The organism is Candidatus Desulfofervidus auxilii, assembly GCA_030262725.1.
In the GTDB taxonomy this organism is placed as follows: domain Bacteria; phylum Desulfobacterota; class Desulfofervidia; order Desulfofervidales; family Desulfofervidaceae; genus JAJSZS01.
The window spans coordinates 21,711-39,826 of the sequence record JAJSZS010000004.1 but is presented as its reverse complement, the minus strand read 5'-3'; the positions used below and the strand labels follow the sequence as shown (position 1 = coordinate 39,826).

The window sequence follows — 18,116 nt, the reverse complement described above, 5'->3', positions numbered from 1 at the left end:
TGATGCAAAGAATTAAAGTGAAAATAATAAAACAAGAATTTTTAGAAGGGCGTCTTCATTGTTTTGGAGATTTTGATTCAGAAGATTCTATATGTCTTAAATATTGTGCTTTAAATATTAATTGTGCTATTGCTAAGCATGATTATTTTTCCTTTCAAGTGAGAGATGAGTCTATTGCTTCTTTTTTGAAATTTAATAAGCATGAATAAAAAAATTTATTTTAAAATTAGAATATTATGGTTAATTTTGTTATTTATCAATTGTACTCAGTCAAAATCTCCATCCTTTCCAAAAAGTTTAGAGCAACTTTGTCTTATACATTTATTAAAAGGGCAAGAAGCTATTGCAGAAGTTAACCGACTTCATGGTAAAGAAATTCATGTAAAAAATGCCTGGGTTGCTTATTATAGAGGAAATGGTCATGAGGCTACTATTTGGATTTCAGAGGCCTTTAATCCTAAAGAAGCAAAAAGTCAAACTGAAATCATGATGGAAAAAATAAGAAAGAATATAAAAAGCCCTTTCAGTCATTTTAAATTAACTAAACAAAAAAATTTAACTATTTATACTTTTTGGGGATTAGGGAAAAAACATGCTGTTTTTTATAAAAAAACTATGGTTTATTGGATTACAACCACACCAGATGTATTTAATAAAGTATTGAATTACTATGTTAACAACTTTTCTCCTACATCTTTTAAATGGAAAAGATATTTCTCTAATTCTAATCGTATAGTTTCAAATTCAGTTTCATTTATTCCTTTTTTTACATAAAAAGGACGACCATAAACAATAGCTATTTTTGTAAAAGGCAATGGGATTTCCATTTTATCCCAAGTAGGCAGTTTTATGCTATGTTTATAAAAAACATTAAGAGGTATAAGGGGATAGTTAGAATGCATGGCTAAGAAAAGTGCTCCTCCTTGTACCTTTCGTAAAGGCCCACGAGAACCATCTATAGCTAAACCAGCACTATAGCCTTGTTTGACTATTTTTACCATTTTTTTTAATGCTAAAACACCGCCTCGATGGCTAGAGCCTCTTATTACTTTAAATCCAGCTCTTTCAAAAGCAGGAGCAATCAATTCTCCATCTTCACTTTGACTAACCATAGTAACAATTTGTTTATCTTTGAAAATAAAAAACAAAATAGGTAAAACACCATGCCAACCTGCATAAATTACTGGTGAATTAGGTAATGGAGCTTCATATTTTATTATTACACGACATGTTTTATGTAAAAAATATAAAAGTTTTACAGCAAGATAGACTAACATTCTTTTAAATTTCTTCATAAATCAAAATCTAAACTTTTTTCATTTTTCTTTCAAGGTTGACAAAGGCTAGTTTCATTGTATTATAAAATAAAAAAAGGGCCCATAGCTCAGTTGGCAGAGCCACCGGCTCATAACCGGAAGGTCCCAGGTTCGATTCCTGGTGGGCCCACCAAAAGAAATGAGATTACTTTTTAAGCGAAATTTTACGTGTTTAAAAAAAGGTGCGTTATTGACGCACCTTTTTATTTTGTAAAAATGAAAATCAAAGAAATTATGGATTATTTAGAAGAATGGGTACCAACAAATCTTGCAGAGTCATGGGATAATGTTGGAATTCAATGTGGAGATAAAGAAGCAACTGTAAAAAAGATTATTATTGCATTGGATCCTTCAGAAGATGCAATTGATTATGCTATTAAAAATAATGCTCAATTAATTATTACCCATCATCCTCTTTTTTTCTCATCCTTTAAAAATATTCTTTATTCAGAACCTTTAGGAAAATTAATTTTAAAAATAATTGATCACCGCTTAAATATTATTGCTTTACATACTAATTTGGATAGCGTTACTGATGGTGTAAGTAGAGCTTTGCTTGAGCAATTAGATATTTTACCAAAAGGTGTTATTCAGCCTAAACAAATGCCAAATGTAGGGTTTGGATGGTGGGGTGAATTAAAAGAAAATATAGAAATGGAAGTGTTTATTAATCAAGTGAAAGAAAGATTAAAACTCCCGATTATAAAAGTAGTTGGAGGGAAAGAAAAAATAAAAAAAGTAGGTGTATGTGGAGGTAGTGCAAGTGAATTATTACCTTTGGCAATCAAATTGGGTTTAGATGCTTTTGTTTTAGGAGAAATTAAATATCATCCTGCCCGTTTGTTTGAAAAAATGCCTTTATTAATTTTAGAGGTAGGACATTATGAGTCAGAAAAATGGGTTTTGCTTAAAATTAAAGAAAAATTAGATGCTTTTTTTAAAAAGTATAATCAAAATATAGAAGTGTTGCTTTTTTATGAAGAATCGCCATTTAAATATTATGTAGAAGGAGGCAAACTTTGCGTGAAATATTGTTAAACCTTATCAAACTTCAAGATTTGGATCTTAAAATTAAAAAGATTAATCAAACATTGGAAACAGAGCCGGAGATTTTAAGTAATATAAAAGAAAAATTGACAGAAGCTCAAAAAGAATTAGAGGATGCTAAAAATATATTAGCAGAAAAAGAAAAGGTAAAAAAAGATGCTGAATGGGAACTAGAAGATACTGAAGCACGCATAAAAAAAAGTAAACAAAAGATGATGGAAGTAAAAACAAATAAAGAGTATCAAGCTTTACTTGTCGAGATAGAAGAATTGAAAAAAATTGCTTCAGAATGGGAAGAAAAGATTATTATTGCCCTTGATGAAATAGAAGAGGCAAAGAAAGTAGTTGCAGAGAAAGAGGAGAAGGTAAAGGAATTGGAAAAAAGGTTAATTGAGGCTCAGAAAAGGTTAGAGATAAGTTTTACCAATTTGAAAAAAGAACTTTTGGATCTTCGTAAAAAACGAGAAGAAATGGTTAAATATATCCCAAAAGAAATTTTGCAGCGTTATGACTTTATCCGTCAACATCGTAATGGTCAAGCAGTAGTAGCTGTAAATGATGGTGTATGTGAAGGTTGTCATATGCATATTCCTCCTCAAAACTATAATGAACTTTTAAGAGTAGATAAACTTATGACTTGCCCTTCTTGCCAACGAATTATTTATTGGAAAGGACTTTTAGAAATAAAAAATAATGAAGAAAAATAATTTTTAAGAAGCTTGCTAAAGAGGCATAAAAAGATTAAATTAGTATTAGAGATTTAAAAAATTGCGTAGGAGTCAGAGTTGGCGGATGGCCGCCTGCTGTTAAAACAGCAGGAGGAAAGTCCGAGCTCCATAGGGCAGGGTGCTGGGTAACACCCAGTGGGGGTGACCCCAGGAAAGTGCCACAGAAACCAGACCGCCAGCGGCCCTGTAAATTTTGCAGGGTGCGGGCAAGGGTGAAACGGTGAGGTAAGAGCTCACCCCTTTAGGTGGTGACACCTAAAGTGGGTAAACCCCACCCGGAGCAAGACCAAATAGGAGGGCGTTCCCTAAAAGGGATAAGGGTGGCCCGCCCGAAGCCCTCGGGTAGGTCGCTTGAGGCGTCGGGTAACCGGCGTCCCAGATGAATGGCCATCACCTGAAAGAGGGTGACCTCTTTCAGGAAACAGAACTCGGCTTATGACCAACTCTGACTCCTATTTTTTCAAAGGAATAGTAAAAGTGAATTTAGTACCTTTGCCTATTTTACTTTCAACATTGATTTTTCCACCATGAGCTTCCACAGCTAATTTGCAAAAAGTAAGTCCTAACCCAGTAGTATATTTTTTATTTTTTTCTCTCAAACGAGCTTGCTCAAATTTATCAAATATTTTTTCTAAATCCTTTTTTGGTATACCACGTCCATTATCAATTACACTAATCACTATACAATTATTAATGTTGTCAAATGTTGCTATTAATGAAATTTTACCAATTTCTGATTTAACATTTTTTAAAGCATTAGAAACCAAATTTTCTAAAATTCTCATTAAAAAATCTTTGTCTGCTTTAAAAATAGGCAAATTTTTTTCAACTTTCCAATAGACAAAAATAGATCTTTTTTCAGCTTCAACTGAAAACATTTTTTCTATTTCTTTAAATAGAATTCTTATATCTATATCTGTATAATTTGGCTGAAGTTTTCCTTCTTCCATCCTAGCTACGTCTAAAAGATTTTGAATTAAACGAAGCAAACGATATGCAATATTTAATAAACATTGTGGTGACCAGGAAGTTTCAGGGTGAGGTAAACAAGCACTTTTCAATGAAAGGAGTTCTAAACCTCCTATTAAGGAAGTTAATGGTGTTTTTAAATCATGAACAATAGTTTGATAAAGTAATTCTTTTATGTTTTCTAACTGTTTTAATTTTTCATAACTTTCTCGAAGCCTTTTATGAAGGTATCTAATTCGAAGTAATGAATTTATTCTAGTCAAAAGTTCAGCACCATCTATAGGTTTAGAAATAAAGTCATCTGCTCCTATAGCAAGACCTTTAAGTTTATCTTCTTTGGAAGAAAGACCAGTGACCATAATTACTGGTACAAATTCATCTTTTGGAAGAATATTTTCTCTCATTTCTTTACAAATTTGAAATCCATTAACATCAGGCATTATAATGTCTAAAATGACTAAATCAGGTAATACATTATTCAAAATATTAAGAGCTTTTTTTCCATCCTGTGCTTTAATAATTTTATATCCAATAGGTAAAAGAAGAGATTCCATTAAACAAAGACTGTCAAGGTCATCGTCCACTATTAAAATAAGGGCACCATTATGATCTGTTTTCATATTTATCTCCTTCTTTAATTATTTTTTCCAAAAGATTTAAAAGTTCTTGAGCATTACGATGAATAATTTCTAAAAATTCTTTTTGTTTTTCATTTAAAGGGCCATAGATTTCTTTTTTTAAAAGCTCGGTAAAACCAATAATAGAATTTAATGGTGCCCTTAATTTATGCATAAGAGGTTGTAAATTTTTATTATTTATTTGATTTAAACTTTTAGCCATTTTTCAACTTTTTTGAATAACTCATGAAAATCAAAAGGCTTTGTAATGTAATCATTACAACCAATTGCTAAAATTTCTTCTCTATTACCCTTCATAGCCTTGGCTGTTAAAGCAATTATAGGGATATCCTTCAAAGCAGGAATGTTTCTAATTTTATGTGTAGCTTCATATCCATCCATTAATGGCATAAGCATATCCATAAGAATTAAATTTGGTCTTATTTCCAAAGCTTTCTCTATTGCTTCAAGCCCATTTTCTGCTGTATAAATTTCATAATCAGTGTTTTTGAAAACCTCTTTTAATAGAAAAAGATTATCTGGGTTATCTTCAACAATAAGAATTTTAGGAGAAATTCTTTCATGTTTTTCACCGTACAAAATCTTTTTTATTGTCTCAATAAAAGTAGTTTTATCAATGAGTCCTTTAAGCAAAATACCTTTTATGTTACCTTTTAATCTTTCTTTCTCTTCTTTAGTTAGATCTAATGCTGATAAAATAATTACAGGTATATCTTTAAATTTTTTATCCCTTTCTAATACTTCAAGTAAAGCAAAGCCATCCATTACTGGCATTTTTAAATCAAGTAATATTAGATCAGGTACTTCTTTTTTAATACAATCTAACCCTTCTTTCCCATTTGACGCAAATATAGTTTGATAAGGTTCATCTTTTAGAATAATGCTTAACTCTTTTATAACAACAGGATCATCATCAATAATTAAAACTTTTTTAACACCAAAGGATTTTTCTCTTAACAATACAGATTTAATTTTTTGTTTTAATACTTCTTCTTTCTTTTTTTCTATCGGTTGCTTAGGCAAAATTATAGTAAAAGTAGAACCAACTCCTACTTTACTCTTTACTTTAATTTCTCCACCTAAAAGTTCAGCCAATTTTTTAGCAATATTTAAACCAAGACCTGTTCCTCCATATCTTCTTGTAGTAGAACCATCCACCTGACGAAATGCTTCAAATATATAATCTAAGGCTTCTTCAGGTATTCCAATTCCTGTATCTTTAACACTTATTAAAATTTTTTCTTTTTCTGCTTTAACTTCAACAGCCACTTCTCCTTTATCTGTAAATTTTATGGCATTACTTAAAAGATTAAATAAAATTCTTTTAAGTTTTTCTGGATCAGTAACAATAAAATCTATAGATTCATCAAAAGATGTTTTTAATGGCAATCTTTTTTCATCTGCTAAAGGTTTTACAGAAGCTATAATGCTTTCAATAAATTCCTTAAGATAAATTTTTTCCCAAATAACCTCTACTTTACCAGCTTCAATTTTAGAGAGATCTAATACATCATTTATTAATGCTAATAAGCTTTGACCATTTCTTTCTATAATTTCCACATATTGTTTTTGTGTTTTATCTTCAATTTTTTCTTGAAGAAGTTTAGCCATTCCTAGAATAGCATTAAGTGGTGTTCTAAGTTCATGGGACATATTAGAAAGAAATTCGGATTTTAAACGATTTGCCTCTTCTACTTGTTTTGTTTTTTCTTCTAATGCTTTTTTTTGAGCAGCTAATTCTTCTGCTTGTGCTTGAAGTTCTTCATTAAGAGCTGATAATTCTTCGCTTTGAGATTGTAATTCTTCATTTTGTGCTACTAAAAGTTCATTTTTTTCTTGCAATTCTTGGCTAAGTTTTTCAACTTTTTCATATGCTAAAGCATGATCAATTCCTATTCCTAGTTGCTCAGCAACAATCTTTAAAAAAGAAATATCTTTTTCACTAAAAGTATGCAAAGTGCCTAATTCTAACACTCCCATAAGTTTATCTTTATAAAAAATAGGAAAACAAATAATATGATTTGGCAATCTTTCTCCACTTCCAGAAGAAATTTTGAAGTAATCTTTTGGTATATCAGAGACTATTATTTGTTTTCTTTCTATTGCACATCTACCAGGTAAACCATCTCCTATTTTAAATGTTTTTATTTTCTTTAAATCTAAAGCAGAGGCTGCATAAGGTTTTAAATGCTCGTTTTCCAAAATATAAATGACACCTAATTGGCTATTTGTATAATAGATAATCTTTTCTAAAACACTTTTTAAAAGAGGTTTTAATTTTGCTGTACTAGCCAAAGAGGTTAAAATATCTGCGAACGCTCTTTGTATATTAAGAAGCTCTGATAATCTTTTTCTTTCATTTTCTAATTTTTCAATAAATTGTTTTCTTTCACTAATATCTGTATATATTTCAATAATTCCAATAATGTTGCCTATAGCATCTCTAAAAGGTGTAGCCATTTGTCGGCAAGGTATAATTTTTCCTTCAGGAGTGATGCGTTCTTGTTCTCTATCAATCTTTTTTATTCCCTGAAAAATAAGTTTCATAGAACAATCTTTTGTTTGACAGACAGCAGGACTTCTTAACAATTCATAACATTTTTTCCCTTTTGCTTTTTCTGCACTTACACCTACTAACTCATTCATAGCTTCGTTTTGACTAATAATGTTGAAGTCTTTATCTATTACCCGCATAGGCGAAGGGGCATTATTATAAATTTGAGTAAATTCAGCAAGTAGTCTTTTAATCCTTTCTTGACTTATTTTTAAATCTTTTGCCATTTTATTAAATGCATTTGCCAACTCTCCTACTTCATCTTTGGTTTTTACATCTACCTTAACATCTAATTCTCCTCGGCCAAATGCTTCAGCAGCTTGAACAAGATTAAAAATAGGCTTTGTAACAAGGTAGGATAAAATAAAAGCTATACCAATACCAACTAAACTTACTGCGCCAAAAATACTACCTACAATTTTAAACACATGATGAACTCTTTCTTTTATTGGTAGTTTTGTCAAACGTAATAATCCTATGTGAAGTGTCCATTTTTTTAAAGGATAGGCAATATTAAAAATAAGTCGTCCATCTATGTTTACTTCTTTTATATCATATAGGTTTTTTAAACTTATATTTTCTAACTCAAATGGAATTGTTTTTTCAAAGGTATGTGCAAATATATTACCAAATTTATCTATAATAATAAGGTAGGCAATTTCTGGCTCTTTCTGTAAATATTTAAACAAAATAGTTCTAGCAGCAATTTTATCTCCACTTATAAGAATTGGTTTTACTTCTTCACTAATTTTTTGAGCTAAAGGAATACTCCAGCTTTTTAATTCTTTTTTAAAATGATAAGAAAGGCTGATATAGGTAAAAATGAGTGTAATAATAAGATAAAAAACTGCCAAGAATTATAAACAAAAATTTAGTGCGTATACTTATCTTTTTCATTTAATTACCTCTTTTGGTAAATTTTTCCATGTCTATCTTTTAAGATAAATATTTCTTCAAATTCTTTAGGGATGTACTCTGATTCTCCCAAAATCAAATACCCTCCAGGATTGAGAGATTTAGAAAAGTTTGAAATTACCCTTTTTTGTAAAGGATCAGATAAATAAATTAAAAGATTGCGACATAATATTATGTCATAATTGCAAATCACACCTCCTGGAGGGGCGATTTGTCTTTGAGAAGTAACATCATGTTCATAGAAATTAACTAATTGTTTTATTTCATCTGTTACTTTATATAAACCATTGTAAATGAAATATTTATCTAAAAACTTCTTTTTTACTTCTAAAACCGCTTCTTCATCATATATTCCTTGTTTAGCTTTTATTAATGCCTTTTCATCAATATCAGTGGCAAAAATAGAGATTTTGTAATCATTAAATATCTTTTTTTGTTTAAGATGTTCCATTAAAAGCATGGCAATAGAATAAGCTTCTTCTCCATAAGCACATCCTGCACTCCAAATTCTGATCATACAATCTTTTTGCTTTTTTTTAATTTCCAAAATTTCTGGTAAAATCATGATATTTAAAATTTCAAATACATAAGGGTTTCTAAAAAATTGACTAACTTTTATTGTTAGTTCTTGAATAAGACGTTTACATTCATTTAAATCTCTTTCTAAAATTGTTATATATGTTTGAATATCCTTTACACCAACAGTCCATAATCTTTTAGCAATACGCCTTTTGATTGTTCCTTGTCGATATTGAGAAAAATCATAACCTGTTTTTTCTTTCAATTTTTTTAATATAATTTTAAGTTCTTTTTTTTCAAAATTCATAATTCTCAAATTTCCTCAAAAGTTTTAATTTCCTCTATAAATTCAGGTAACTTTTCAACTATATTGTCTATTTCTGAAGAATTAAAAGCTAATAAAGATAAAGCATAAGGATGAATAGGATTATTTAAACCATCAACTCCACAACCTATGCCTAGCATACTGCATATGACATCAGCTATATGAACAATACTGACGATTTCTGGTGTAAATTTTGCTTTTTCTGGAGAATGATGGAGTGTGATTGCTTCAACAAGAATTTGAGGAAGTTTCCATCGCTGAGCTATCAATCCACCTATTTGAGCATGGTCAAAGCCTAAAATTTCTTTTTCTACAATCCAAAAAGCCTTTTTTTCTTTTGCTACTTTATTCATAATTAATGCAAATTGTTCGAATGCACATTGGTCTAAAACTACTTTGCCCAAATCATGAAGCAGAGCAGCTGTGAAAACTACCTCTGGGTCTTTATATTGCTTTTCTTTAGCAATTAATTCTGCTGTCAAAGCACAAGCCAAAGCGTGTTTAAAAAGTTCACCTCTTTTTAAATCATATACATCTATTTTGCGGTCTAATGTGCTTTTTAAAGAAACAGCTAAAAGTATTTTTTTAACCGTTTGAAACCCTAGCAAAATTATGGCATGGCTAAGATTTGAGACTCGTTGACTTAATCCATAATATGCTGAATTACAAACTTTTAAAATATTAGTTGTAAGAGCTTGATCTTTTAAGACAACTCTTTTCACTTCCTCTACATTATTTGGTTCAGCATTTATTATTTTTAAAACCTCCTGTACAGTTTTAGATAGAGGTCGAATTTGATCAACTTTTTCTAAAATTTCTTTTAATTCTATTTTAGTAGAGGTAGCAGGTATTGTTTCAGAAATTCTTTTCCCAATTTGAGTTAAAGTCACCTTTCCATCTTTAATCCTTAATCTAAATAATCTGCTAAAACTACCTCCTAAATCTTCTTCCAAAATGGGGATTCCCTCTTTAGCTAAAACCTCTCGCACTTTATCAATGTTGCGCTGACCAATCTTTATATTTGTGTCCTTTGAAAGAGAAGCACCTCCTACAATTGTGGCTGTTAAAAACGACCTTGAGGCTCCTAATTTTGTCATTTCTTTAATAAGAAAAGGGATACCTGAAACTGCATATCTTGTTGGATGATTTAACATTTTCTTTTTATCCCCTTCTGGCAATACAATGTGGACTATTCCTCCTACTTTATTTACTGCGTCATATAAAGCTATACCTACACATGAGCCTAAACAAGTTTCTAAAATAATTTCTGGATTATTACTTATGTAGAAATTTCCTGGAGAAATAAAAAAAGTTTTCTCTAATTTTGTCATTTATCTTAATAATTCTAAAATTTTTTTAATTAAAGCTTCTATATCCAGAGGTTTAGTGAAGAAAGCATCCACTCCACAATTAAATGCCTTTTGTTTTTTCTCTTCGTCTGGATAAGCAGTTACTGCTATTACTTTTATTTCTTTTGTTTCAGGATTCGTTTTAATCTTTTGACATACTGTAAAACCATCCATATCAGGCATTACAATATCTAAAATGACTAAATCAGGTTTTACTTCTCCAAGCTTATAAATTGCTTCAAATCCACCATCTGCTGAATGTATTTCATAATCATTACTTGCAGCTAAAAATGCTGCTCGTAATAGTTTAATGTCATCAGGATTATCATCCACTATCAATATCTTTTTCTTTCTTTCCACCCCCAAAGAAAGACCGTATTTTCTAATAAATTCTTCTAAATCCCCTCTTCTTATTTTACGGTGACCACCAGGAGTAATAAAGGCTTTAAGAAGGCCTTCATCTATCCATTTAGAGATAGTAGTGCGTGCAACTCCACAAATTCTACCTGCTTCTGCTGTAGTAATAAAATCATTTTTATCCCTTTTAACCATGTTTGCTAAATAAACTATTTTTTCGTTTTTGTCAATTTTTTCGTTTTTGTCATTTTTGTCTATTAAAAAATCAAGCTTGACATCAAAATTTTTAGCAAGTTAAAATTAATTAGTTTTTTCAAGAGGTTTTTTAATGGAAGAAAAATTTGTATCAGTGATTTTAGCAGCAGGTCAAGGTACTCGAATGCATTCAGATTTGCCAAAGGTTTTGCATACTCTTTTAGGAAAACCTATGCTTATTTATGTATTAAATACACTAAAAGAATTAAATAATATTAAAATTGGTGTAGTAATAGGGCATAAAAAAAAGCTTATTCAAGAAGTAATTGTTGAGGAAAATATTAATTTTATTTTTCAAGAAAAACAACTAGGTACAGGTCATGCTTTAATGTGTGCTAAAGATTTTTGGCAAAATGCGGATCATGTTTTGGTATTAAATGGGGATGTTCCATTTTTACGTTCATCTACCCTTAAAACACTAATAAAGTTACATTTAGAACAAAACGCTGCTATAAGTTTTTTAACGGCTAAAGTTAAATACCCTGAACAATATGGAGTGATTGTAAGGGATAAAAATGGGCAAGTTAAAGGTGTGTTAGAAATAACTGAAAGAAAAAATACATTAGAAACAGCTGAAATTAATGCTGGAATTTATTGTTTTAAAACAGATTTCTTAAATAAATATTTACCTCAAATAAAACTCAATCCTAAGAAAAAGGAATATTATCTTACGGACTTAATCACTTTGGCAGCCGACAATAAAGAAAAAATTATTACAAAAGAAGTTTCTTATAATGAAATTATAGGTATTAATACAAGAATGGAGTTAGCAGAAGCCATGCGTATTTTAAGAGAAGAAATTTTAAAGAAACATATGTTAAATGGTGTTACTATTATTGCTCCAGAGGCTACTTATATAGAGCCAGATGTAATTATTGGTGAAGATACAGTGATTTATCCTGGTGTTTACCTTCAAGGGAAGACAAAAGTTGGCAAAAAATGTGTTTTAGGGGCAGGGGTGATTATTAAAGATAGTGAAATAGGTGATGAAGTAGAAATAAAACCTTATTGTGTAATAACAGAAAGCATAATTGAAAAAAAAGCAACAATTGGCCCATTTGCCCATTTACGACCAGGCACACACATTGGGCAAGAGGCAAGGATTGGTAACTTTGTTGAGGTGAAAAAAAGTTATGTTGGTTCAGGCTCAAAGGCTTGCCATCTTACCTATATAGGAGATGCAGAGATTGGCAAAGGAGTAAATATTGGAGCAGGTACTATCACTTGCAATTATGATGGTATAAGAAAGCATAAAACTACAATTGAAGATGCTGCTTTTATTGGAAGCAACACTGCTTTAATTGCTCCAGTAAAAATTGGCAAAGGAGCATTAGTTGGTGCAGGCTCAGTAATTACAGAAGATGTTCCAAATGATACTTTAGCTATTGCTAGGGCAAAACAAGTGCATAAACCAAGGAGGAGAAAGAAATAAAATGTGTGGCATTGTTGGTTATATAGGTAATAGGGACTGTTCTTCTTTGCTTTTAGATGCCCTTAAACGTTTAGAATATAGAGGTTATGACTCAGCAGGCATAGCTATTATTACTGATGGGAAAATTTTGTGTCGGCGAGTTCAAGGAAAATTAAATAGCCTTGAATCTTTATTAAAAGAAAAACCCATAAATGGAATAATAGGCATTGGTCATACTCGTTGGGCAACTCATGGTGTGCCTTCAGAAAACAATGCTCATCCTCATGTTTCTGGCTCAATAGCAGTAGTACACAATGGAATTATTGAAAATTATATTGCCCTTAAAGAAGAGCTTAAGGAAAAAGGCATTAAATTTTCTTCTCAAACAGATACAGAAGTTATAGCTCATTTAATTTCCCTTTATTTAAAAAAAGGAATATCATTTGAAGAAGCAGTAAAAACAGCTATAAAGCGACTTAAAGGCTCCTTTGCTTTAGCAATTCTTTGTGCAAATGAACCTGATAAAATTATTGGTGTTAGACAAGAAAGCCCATTAATTATTGGATTAGGAGAAGATGAAAATTTTCTTGCTTCAGATGCACCAGCTCTTTTGCCTTATACAAAAAAAGTTATCTTTATGAATGATGGTGAGTTAGCTGTTTTAAAAAAAGATAGAATAGAATTAAAGGACTTTTCTGGAAAAGAATTGCCTTTAAAACCCATGGAACTCCCGTGGTCGCCATCTATGGCTGAAAAAGCAGGATATAAACATTTTATGCAAAAAGAGATATTTGAACAGCCTCGTGCCATTGCTGATACAGTGCGATCACATATGGATTTAGAAAAAGGGAAGGCATTTTTTGAAGAATTTCAGCTTGATTATGAGGGATTAAAAAATATTAAAAAAATTTGGATTGTTGCCTGTGGTACTTCATTTCATGCTGGTCTTGTAGGAAAATATATGATTGAAAAATTATGTCGTTTACCTGTAGAAGTAGACATTGCCTCTGAATTTCGCTATCGTGAGCCTATTCTTGATGAAAATATGCTTCTTATTTTAATTTCTCAGTCTGGAGAAACTGCTGATACTTTGGCCGCTTTAAGAGAAGGAAAGGCTAAAGGTGTAAAAACTTTAGGTATTTGTAATGTATTAGGAAGCACCCTTTCTAGAGAATGTGATTATGTAATTTATACACATGCTGGCCCAGAAATTGGTGTGGCATCTACAAAGGCATTTACTACTCAGATATCTATTTTATATCTGCTTAGTTTATACCTTGCTGCTCTTTCTCATCGTCTAACTTCTGAAGAAGTTAAATCTTATCTTAAAGATATGTTATGTTTACCTCATCAAGTAGAAATTTTACTGAAAGAAGCTAATAATATTGAAGCCCTTGCTCCTTATTATGGTCGTTTTCACAATTTCCTCTACTTAGGCAGAGGTATTTATTTCCCTATTGCTATGGAGGGGGCATTGAAATTAAAAGAGATTTCTTATATACATGCTGAAGCCTATGCCGCAGGTGAAATGAAACATGGCCCTATTGCCCTTATAGATGAAAATATGCCTGTAGTTATCATTGCCCCAAAGGGAGAAACTTACACCAAGGTTTTAAGCAATATGGAAGAGGTGCGTTCAAGGAGAGGGAAAATTATTGCCCTTACTGAAAAAGGTTGTAAAGAAGTAGAAGAAAAAGCAGATGAAATAATTTATATTCCATCTTCTAATCCTTTTTTAAAAACTATTTTACTTACTGTTCCATTACAGCTATTTGCCTATTATATTGCTGTATTTCGTGGTACAGATGTAGATCAGCCTCGTAATTTAGCCAAAAGTGTTACAGTAGAATGATTAAGGATAGTGAGTCCATTTTTGTTGTTCAAGAACATCATGCTACCCATTTACATTGGGATTTCAGATTAGCTTTAGATGGAGTATTAAAAAGTTGGGCAATCCCTAAGGAGCCACCAACAAAAAAGGGATTAAAAAGATTGGCTATTCAAACAGAAGACCATGATTTAGAGTATGCCAATTTTGAAGGAGAAATTCCTCCTGGTCATTATGGAGCAGGTAAGGTAATAATTTGGGATAAAGGTAATTATGAGCTTTTAAAAAGAGAACCTGATAAACTTATTTTTGTCTTGCATGGTAAACGTTTAAAAGGCACTTATGTACTCCTTCGTTTCCCTAAAGGAGGCGAAGGTGCATGGTTATTTTTTAAAAAATGAAGATTATTTTTCAAGCTATCTTTCTTGGAATTTTACAGGGATTAACAGAATTTTTACCTGTAAGTAGTTCTGGGCATTTAGTTATAGCACAGCATTTTTTTCCAGAACTTAAGCAACAACCACTTCTTTTAGTAATTATCCTTCATTTAGGAACACTTTTTGCTTTATGTACATATTTTTTTAAAGACATAAAAGCTATGTTGTTTACACCTCGTCTTGCTTTTCCTATATTAATAGCTACATTTGTTACAGCTTTAGTTGTTTTTCCTCTTAAGGGATTTATTGAAGCTACTTTTAATTCACCACGCTTTGCTTGCATAATGCTCCTTATCACTGGTACTTTGCTTTTCGTGGCCGGAAGGTTGAAAAACAATACACATCATAAAGTAAGTTGGCAAAAGGCAATTGGTATTGGTTTGGCTCAAGCACTAGCTGTACTGCCAGGTATTTCACGCTCTGGTACAACTATCTCTGCTGGAATTTATTTAGGATTAACTGGAGAAACGGCAGGACGTTTTTCTTTCCTTATTGCTATTCCAGCCATTTTTGGAGCAGGTGTTTTATCCTTAAAAGATATGACTAGTATTTCATCCCATCTTTTATTTCCTTATTTAACAGGTTTTTTATGCTCCTTTTTTTCTAGCCTCTGGGCTATTCGTTGGTTACTAAGACTTCTAACTACCAATCAAAAAAGACTTATATATTTTGCCTATTATTGCTGGAGTATAGGAATAATGTTTCTTTGGATATTGTAAGTTTTACTCAACATAGGCCTTAAATAGTTTCCATTTACTTATGCGCGGATCACCAAAAATTTTTACTCTTCCTTTGAGTTTTTTTCGCTGTCCATATTCTAGATATCCTGCAATCTCTCCTGTGCCCACTACATTACCACTTGGGTCAATTGCCTGAAAGATCACATGTACAATGCCTGTTTTCATAAAATTTTGTACCTCTGCTTCTAAAGAATAAAAGGACCAATATCCTGTTTCTCCAAAAAATGAACCAGTCTTTGTCCAATCAATAAATGAAACAACTACAGGGTCTAAGGCAAAGAGCGTAAAGGCAAAGGATAAAATCAATAAACAGAATAAAATTACTCTTTTAATTTTGTTCTTCATGTTATAAGCTTATCAGGATTGGGAGTCATTGACAATAAAAAAGTGATTTGTTAATATTTAAAAAGTGGGGCTGTAGCTCAGTTGGGAGAGCGCGTGAATGGCATTCACGAGGTCACGGGTTCGAATCCCGTCAGCTCCACCATTTTTTATTTTTAATTAAATAGTCTCTTTATCTCTTGACCTATCTTTTATCTAAGGTTTAAAGTAAATTATGGGTTTTAAATGTGGTATTGTTGGCTTGCCCAATGTGGGAAAATCTACTCTTTTTAATGCTTTAACCAAAGGGAAAGCTGAGGTAGCCAATTATCCTTTTTGTACAATCAATCCCAATATGGGTGTAGTGGCTGTACCTGATTCACGGCTTTATGAGATTGCTAAAAAGGTTGAGCCTAAAAAAGTTGTGCCAGCTATACTTGAGTTTGTAGATATTGCTGGTTTGGTAAAAAATGCTAGTAAAGGAGAAGGTTTGGGAAATCAATTTCTTTCGTACATAAGAACAGTAGATGCAATTGTCCATGTAGTGCGATGTTTTGAAAATCCAGATGTTGCTCATGTAGAGGGAGAAATTGACCCAGAAAGAGATATAGAGATTGTAAATTTAGAATTGATACTGGCTGATTTAGCTACAGTAGAAAAAAGATTAGAAAAATTAAAAAGGTTGGCAAAAATAGGTGATAAACAGGCAAAAAAACAAGTATCAGCACTTTTAAAGCTAAAAGATTGGCTTGAAAAAGGAAATTTTATAAAAAATCTTTCCGAAATTGATGAAGAGTTAGAAAAAATTGTTAAAGAATTGCAACTATTAACAGCAAAACCAATGATGTATGTGGCTAATGTTGATGAGAATGGATTGGAGGAAGATAATAAATGGATAGTAAAAATAAAGGAAATGGCTCAGAAAGAAAAAAATGCTTTTATAAAAATTTGTGCCCAACTTGAGGTAGAATTAGCAGAATTAAATGAAAAAGAAAGACAAGAGTTTATTGAGGCATTAGGTTTAAAAGAAAGTGGTCTCAATCAATTTGTTCGAGAGGGTTATAGGCTTTTAAATCTTATTACTTTTTTTACAACAGTAGGAGCTGAAATAAGAGCTTGGACAATAAAAAAAGGAACTAAAGCTCCACAAGCAGCAGGAAAGATTCATTCTGATATGGAAAAAGGCTTTATTAAAGTGGAAGTAGTAAAATATGAAGATTTAATTAGAGAAGGTTCTATTTCTGCCTGTAAAGAAAAAGGGCTTGTTAGTATAGAAGGGAAAGATTATGAAGTAAAAGATGGTGATATTCTTTATTTTAGATTTAATGTTTAGTTGATTTTTTATAAATAATAGCATATAAAAAAACTGTGAGAAGAATTATTTTAATATTATCATTATCATTACTATTTTCTTTTAATCTATTTGCTAAATCATTAAAAGAAGAAGTTTCAGAGACAAAATTAGTACCTCATATTCTTCACCTTTTTGATATTCGTGAAGGTATGGAAAGAGATTTTCTTTCTTATCCTTCTTATGTGTTGGTAGATGCTAATACAAAAGAGATTTATGTCGTAGATGGAGGTCATAGTCGGCTTGTCATTTATACTGAAGATGGTTATCCTCTTTTTGTACTAGATAAAAATAATGGAGTAGAAGCTCCCGGAGGTTTATGGATTGATAATGAAGGCTATATTTATCTGTGCCAATCAAGGAAGGGTAAAAAACTTATTGGTAGGATTTCTGTTTTTAATCCCTGTCTTAAGTGGGTAAGAGATATTTTTTTAAAAGGATTTCCTGATGCGGAAAAATTTCGTCCTAGGACTGTGGCTGTAAGTAAGAATAGAAAAATTTATGTCAGTGGCGATGGATTTCCTGGAGTAATAGTTTTAGATAAAGCAGGTAAATTTTTGCATATTATTTCTCCTGAAGATGAATTATCAGGAATGAAGGGAAAAGCTGATATTTGTGCAGTATATATAGATAAACAAGGAAGAATTTATCTTTTAAGCGAAGGTTATGGTCGAGTGTATGTTTATGATAAAGATGAAAATTTTCTTTTTAAATTTGGCCAAAAAGGAGGTAGTACAGGTAAATTAAGCCGTCCTCGTGGAATTGCTGTGGATGAGATAAATCACTGGATTTTTATTGTGGATTATATGCGGCATACAATTAGTGTTTATTCTTATGAAGGAAAATATCTTTTTGAATTTGGAGGAAAGGGATGGGGGGCAGGCTGGTTTCAATATCCCAATTTTATATGGGTTGACCCTGCCCAAAGAGTGCTTATAGCTGATACTTTTAATCAACGTATTCAAGTTATTCAAGTAAAAGCAGTCACTTCTACGTTTGAAAGAAAAGAAGGTATTCTTGTGCCAGGTTTTCCTTTAAGGTTAGAAACTCGATAGA

At 31.4% G+C, this 18,116-nt stretch carries 18 protein-coding genes, 2 tRNA genes and 1 other RNA gene; 13 read left to right on the top strand and 8 right to left on the bottom strand.

What is annotated here, in order from left to right:
* The first annotated feature begins 2 nt into the window (after positions 1 to 2).
* Entirely contained in the window at positions 3 to 209 is a 207-nt protein-coding gene (locus LWW95_03425; GenBank protein ID MDL1956089.1) for a hypothetical protein, read from the top strand.
* A complete protein-coding gene (locus LWW95_03420) occupies positions 202 to 774 on the top strand; it encodes a hypothetical protein (GenBank protein ID MDL1956088.1) in 573 nt (190 codons plus the stop codon). Before LWW95_03425 ends, LWW95_03420 begins: the two co-directional genes overlap by 8 nt.
* Here LWW95_03420 and LWW95_03415 read toward each other — a convergent pair.
* Positions 669 to 1,295, bottom strand: coding sequence for a lysophospholipid acyltransferase family protein (locus tag LWW95_03415; GenBank protein MDL1956087.1), 627 nt, complete (start codon positions 1,293 to 1,295; stop codon positions 669 to 671). The two genes, LWW95_03420 and LWW95_03415, sit on opposite strands and share 106 nt — an antisense overlap.
* 78 nt (positions 1,296 to 1,373) lie before the next feature.
* Here LWW95_03415 and LWW95_03410 point away from each other — a divergent pair.
* The 4 genes from LWW95_03410 to rnpB all read left to right on the top strand — a co-directional run bounded on the left by LWW95_03410 (position 1,374) and on the right by rnpB (position 3,543).
* A tRNA-Ile gene (locus tag LWW95_03410) sits at positions 1,374 to 1,449 on the top strand.
* A gap of 83 nt (positions 1,450 to 1,532) precedes the next feature.
* On the top strand, positions 1,533 to 2,354 hold the full coding sequence (locus tag LWW95_03405) for a Nif3-like dinuclear metal center hexameric protein (protein MDL1956086.1): 822 nt from the start codon (positions 1,533 to 1,535) through the stop codon (positions 2,352 to 2,354).
* Positions 2,336 to 3,070 (top strand): C4-type zinc ribbon domain-containing protein, encoded by a 735-nt coding sequence (locus LWW95_03400; protein ID MDL1956085.1) that lies wholly within the window; start codon positions 2,336 to 2,338, stop codon positions 3,068 to 3,070. Before LWW95_03405 ends, LWW95_03400 begins: the two co-directional genes overlap by 19 nt.
* A 73-nt stretch (positions 3,071 to 3,143) precedes the next feature.
* Positions 3,144 to 3,543, top strand: an RNA gene (gene rnpB / locus LWW95_03395) — RNase P RNA component class A.
* On the opposite strand, the gene LWW95_03390 is transcribed toward rnpB, so the two are convergent.
* From LWW95_03390 to LWW95_03365, 6 genes are read right to left on the bottom strand one after another with little or no spacing between them, the layout of a single operon-like run.
* A complete protein-coding gene (locus LWW95_03390) occupies positions 3,544 to 4,680 on the bottom strand; it encodes an ATP-binding protein (GenBank protein ID MDL1956084.1) in 1,137 nt (378 codons plus the stop codon).
* Entirely contained in the window at positions 4,664 to 4,900 is a 237-nt protein-coding gene (locus LWW95_03385) for a hypothetical protein (GenBank protein ID MDL1956083.1), read from the bottom strand. The genes LWW95_03390 and LWW95_03385 overlap by 17 nt, the downstream gene beginning before the upstream one ends.
* Positions 4,885 to 8,106 (bottom strand): response regulator, encoded by a 3,222-nt coding sequence (locus LWW95_03380; GenBank protein MDL1956082.1) that lies wholly within the window; start codon positions 8,104 to 8,106, stop codon positions 4,885 to 4,887. The genes LWW95_03385 and LWW95_03380 overlap by 16 nt, the downstream gene beginning before the upstream one ends.
* Positions 8,107 to 8,153: 47 nt before the next feature.
* The gene (locus tag LWW95_03375; GenBank protein MDL1956081.1) at positions 8,154 to 8,993 is read right to left on the bottom strand and encodes a protein-glutamate O-methyltransferase CheR; all 840 of its coding nucleotides are present in this window, start codon (positions 8,991 to 8,993) and stop codon (positions 8,154 to 8,156) included.
* A 5-nt stretch (positions 8,994 to 8,998) separates the two neighbouring features.
* Positions 8,999 to 10,342, bottom strand: coding sequence for an HDOD domain-containing protein (locus tag LWW95_03370; GenBank protein MDL1956080.1), 1,344 nt, complete (start codon positions 10,340 to 10,342; stop codon positions 8,999 to 9,001).
* Positions 10,343 to 10,912 (bottom strand): response regulator, encoded by a 570-nt coding sequence (locus LWW95_03365; GenBank protein MDL1956079.1) that lies wholly within the window; start codon positions 10,910 to 10,912, stop codon positions 10,343 to 10,345.
* 133 nt (positions 10,913 to 11,045) lie between these two features.
* Here LWW95_03365 and glmU point away from each other — a divergent pair, with 133 nt between their 5' ends.
* Genes glmU through LWW95_03345 form a run of 4 tightly spaced genes read left to right on the top strand, consistent with a single transcriptional unit; the run spans position 11,046 to position 15,367 of the window.
* Positions 11,046 to 12,404 carry a bifunctional UDP-N-acetylglucosamine diphosphorylase/glucosamine-1-phosphate N-acetyltransferase GlmU gene (gene glmU / locus LWW95_03360; protein MDL1956078.1) on the top strand — a complete coding sequence of 453 codons (1,359 nt, stop codon included), beginning with the start codon at positions 11,046 to 11,048 and terminating at the stop codon, positions 12,402 to 12,404.
* 1 nt (position 12,405) lies between these two features.
* Positions 12,406 to 14,235 (top strand): glutamine--fructose-6-phosphate transaminase (isomerizing), encoded by a 1,830-nt coding sequence (glmS, locus tag LWW95_03355; protein ID MDL1956077.1) that lies wholly within the window; start codon positions 12,406 to 12,408, stop codon positions 14,233 to 14,235.
* Entirely contained in the window at positions 14,232 to 14,612 is a 381-nt protein-coding gene (locus tag LWW95_03350) for a 3'-phosphoesterase (GenBank protein ID MDL1956076.1), read from the top strand. The genes glmS and LWW95_03350 overlap by 4 nt, the downstream gene beginning before the upstream one ends.
* On the top strand, positions 14,609 to 15,367 hold the full coding sequence (locus tag LWW95_03345) for an undecaprenyl-diphosphate phosphatase (protein ID MDL1956075.1): 759 nt from the start codon (positions 14,609 to 14,611) through the stop codon (positions 15,365 to 15,367). Before LWW95_03350 ends, LWW95_03345 begins: the two co-directional genes overlap by 4 nt.
* Before the next feature lie 3 nt (positions 15,368 to 15,370).
* On the opposite strand, the gene LWW95_03340 is transcribed toward LWW95_03345, so the two are convergent.
* Entirely contained in the window at positions 15,371 to 15,733 is a 363-nt protein-coding gene (locus tag LWW95_03340; protein ID MDL1956074.1) for a hypothetical protein, read from the bottom strand.
* A 66-nt stretch (positions 15,734 to 15,799) separates the two neighbouring features.
* Here LWW95_03340 and LWW95_03335 point away from each other — a divergent pair.
* From LWW95_03335 to LWW95_03325, 3 genes are all read left to right on the top strand, one after another.
* Positions 15,800 to 15,875 (top strand) — tRNA-Ala (locus tag LWW95_03335).
* A gap of 69 nt (positions 15,876 to 15,944) precedes the next feature.
* Positions 15,945 to 17,042, top strand: a complete 1,098-nt coding sequence (gene ychF / locus LWW95_03330) for a redox-regulated ATPase YchF (protein MDL1956073.1) — start codon at positions 15,945 to 15,947, stop codon at positions 17,040 to 17,042.
* A gap of 35 nt (positions 17,043 to 17,077) precedes the next feature.
* The gene (locus LWW95_03325) at positions 17,078 to 18,115 is read left to right on the top strand and encodes a 6-bladed beta-propeller (protein ID MDL1956072.1); all 1,038 of its coding nucleotides are present in this window, start codon (positions 17,078 to 17,080) and stop codon (positions 18,113 to 18,115) included.
* Position 18,116: the final 1 nt, after the last annotated feature.

What these genes read in the sequence shown, in the direction of transcription:
- LWW95_03425 (MDL1956089.1), top strand. Translation starts at nt 3, where the DNA reads ATGCAAAGAATTAAAGTGAAAATAATAAAACAAGAATTTTTAGAAGGG.
- LWW95_03420 (MDL1956088.1), top strand. Translation starts at nt 202, where the DNA reads ATGAATAAAAAAATTTATTTTAAAATTAGAATATTATGGTTAATTTTG.
- LWW95_03415 (MDL1956087.1), bottom strand. Translation starts at nt 1,295, where the DNA reads ATGAAGAAATTTAAAAGAATGTTAGTCTATCTTGCTGTAAAACTTTTA.
- LWW95_03405 (MDL1956086.1), top strand. Translation starts at nt 1,533, where the DNA reads ATGAAAATCAAAGAAATTATGGATTATTTAGAAGAATGGGTACCAACA.
- LWW95_03390 (MDL1956084.1), bottom strand. Translation starts at nt 4,680, where the DNA reads ATGAAAACAGATCATAATGGTGCCCTTATTTTAATAGTGGACGATGAC.
- LWW95_03385 (MDL1956083.1), bottom strand. Translation starts at nt 4,900, where the DNA reads ATGGCTAAAAGTTTAAATCAAATAAATAATAAAAATTTACAACCTCTT.
- LWW95_03375 (MDL1956081.1), bottom strand. Translation starts at nt 8,993, where the DNA reads ATGAATTTTGAAAAAAAAGAACTTAAAATTATATTAAAAAAATTGAAA.
- LWW95_03370 (MDL1956080.1), bottom strand. Translation starts at nt 10,342, where the DNA reads ATGACAAAATTAGAGAAAACTTTTTTTATTTCTCCAGGAAATTTCTAC.
- LWW95_03365 (MDL1956079.1), bottom strand. Translation starts at nt 10,912, where the DNA reads ATGGTTAAAAGGGATAAAAATGATTTTATTACTACAGCAGAAGCAGGT.
- glmU (MDL1956078.1), top strand. Translation starts at nt 11,046, where the DNA reads ATGGAAGAAAAATTTGTATCAGTGATTTTAGCAGCAGGTCAAGGTACT.
- glmS (MDL1956077.1), top strand. Translation starts at nt 12,406, where the DNA reads ATGTGTGGCATTGTTGGTTATATAGGTAATAGGGACTGTTCTTCTTTG.
- LWW95_03350 (MDL1956076.1), top strand. Translation starts at nt 14,232, where the DNA reads ATGATTAAGGATAGTGAGTCCATTTTTGTTGTTCAAGAACATCATGCT.
- LWW95_03345 (MDL1956075.1), top strand. Translation starts at nt 14,609, where the DNA reads ATGAAGATTATTTTTCAAGCTATCTTTCTTGGAATTTTACAGGGATTA.
- LWW95_03340 (MDL1956074.1), bottom strand. Translation starts at nt 15,733, where the DNA reads ATGAAGAACAAAATTAAAAGAGTAATTTTATTCTGTTTATTGATTTTA.
- ychF (MDL1956073.1), top strand. Translation starts at nt 15,945, where the DNA reads ATGGGTTTTAAATGTGGTATTGTTGGCTTGCCCAATGTGGGAAAATCT.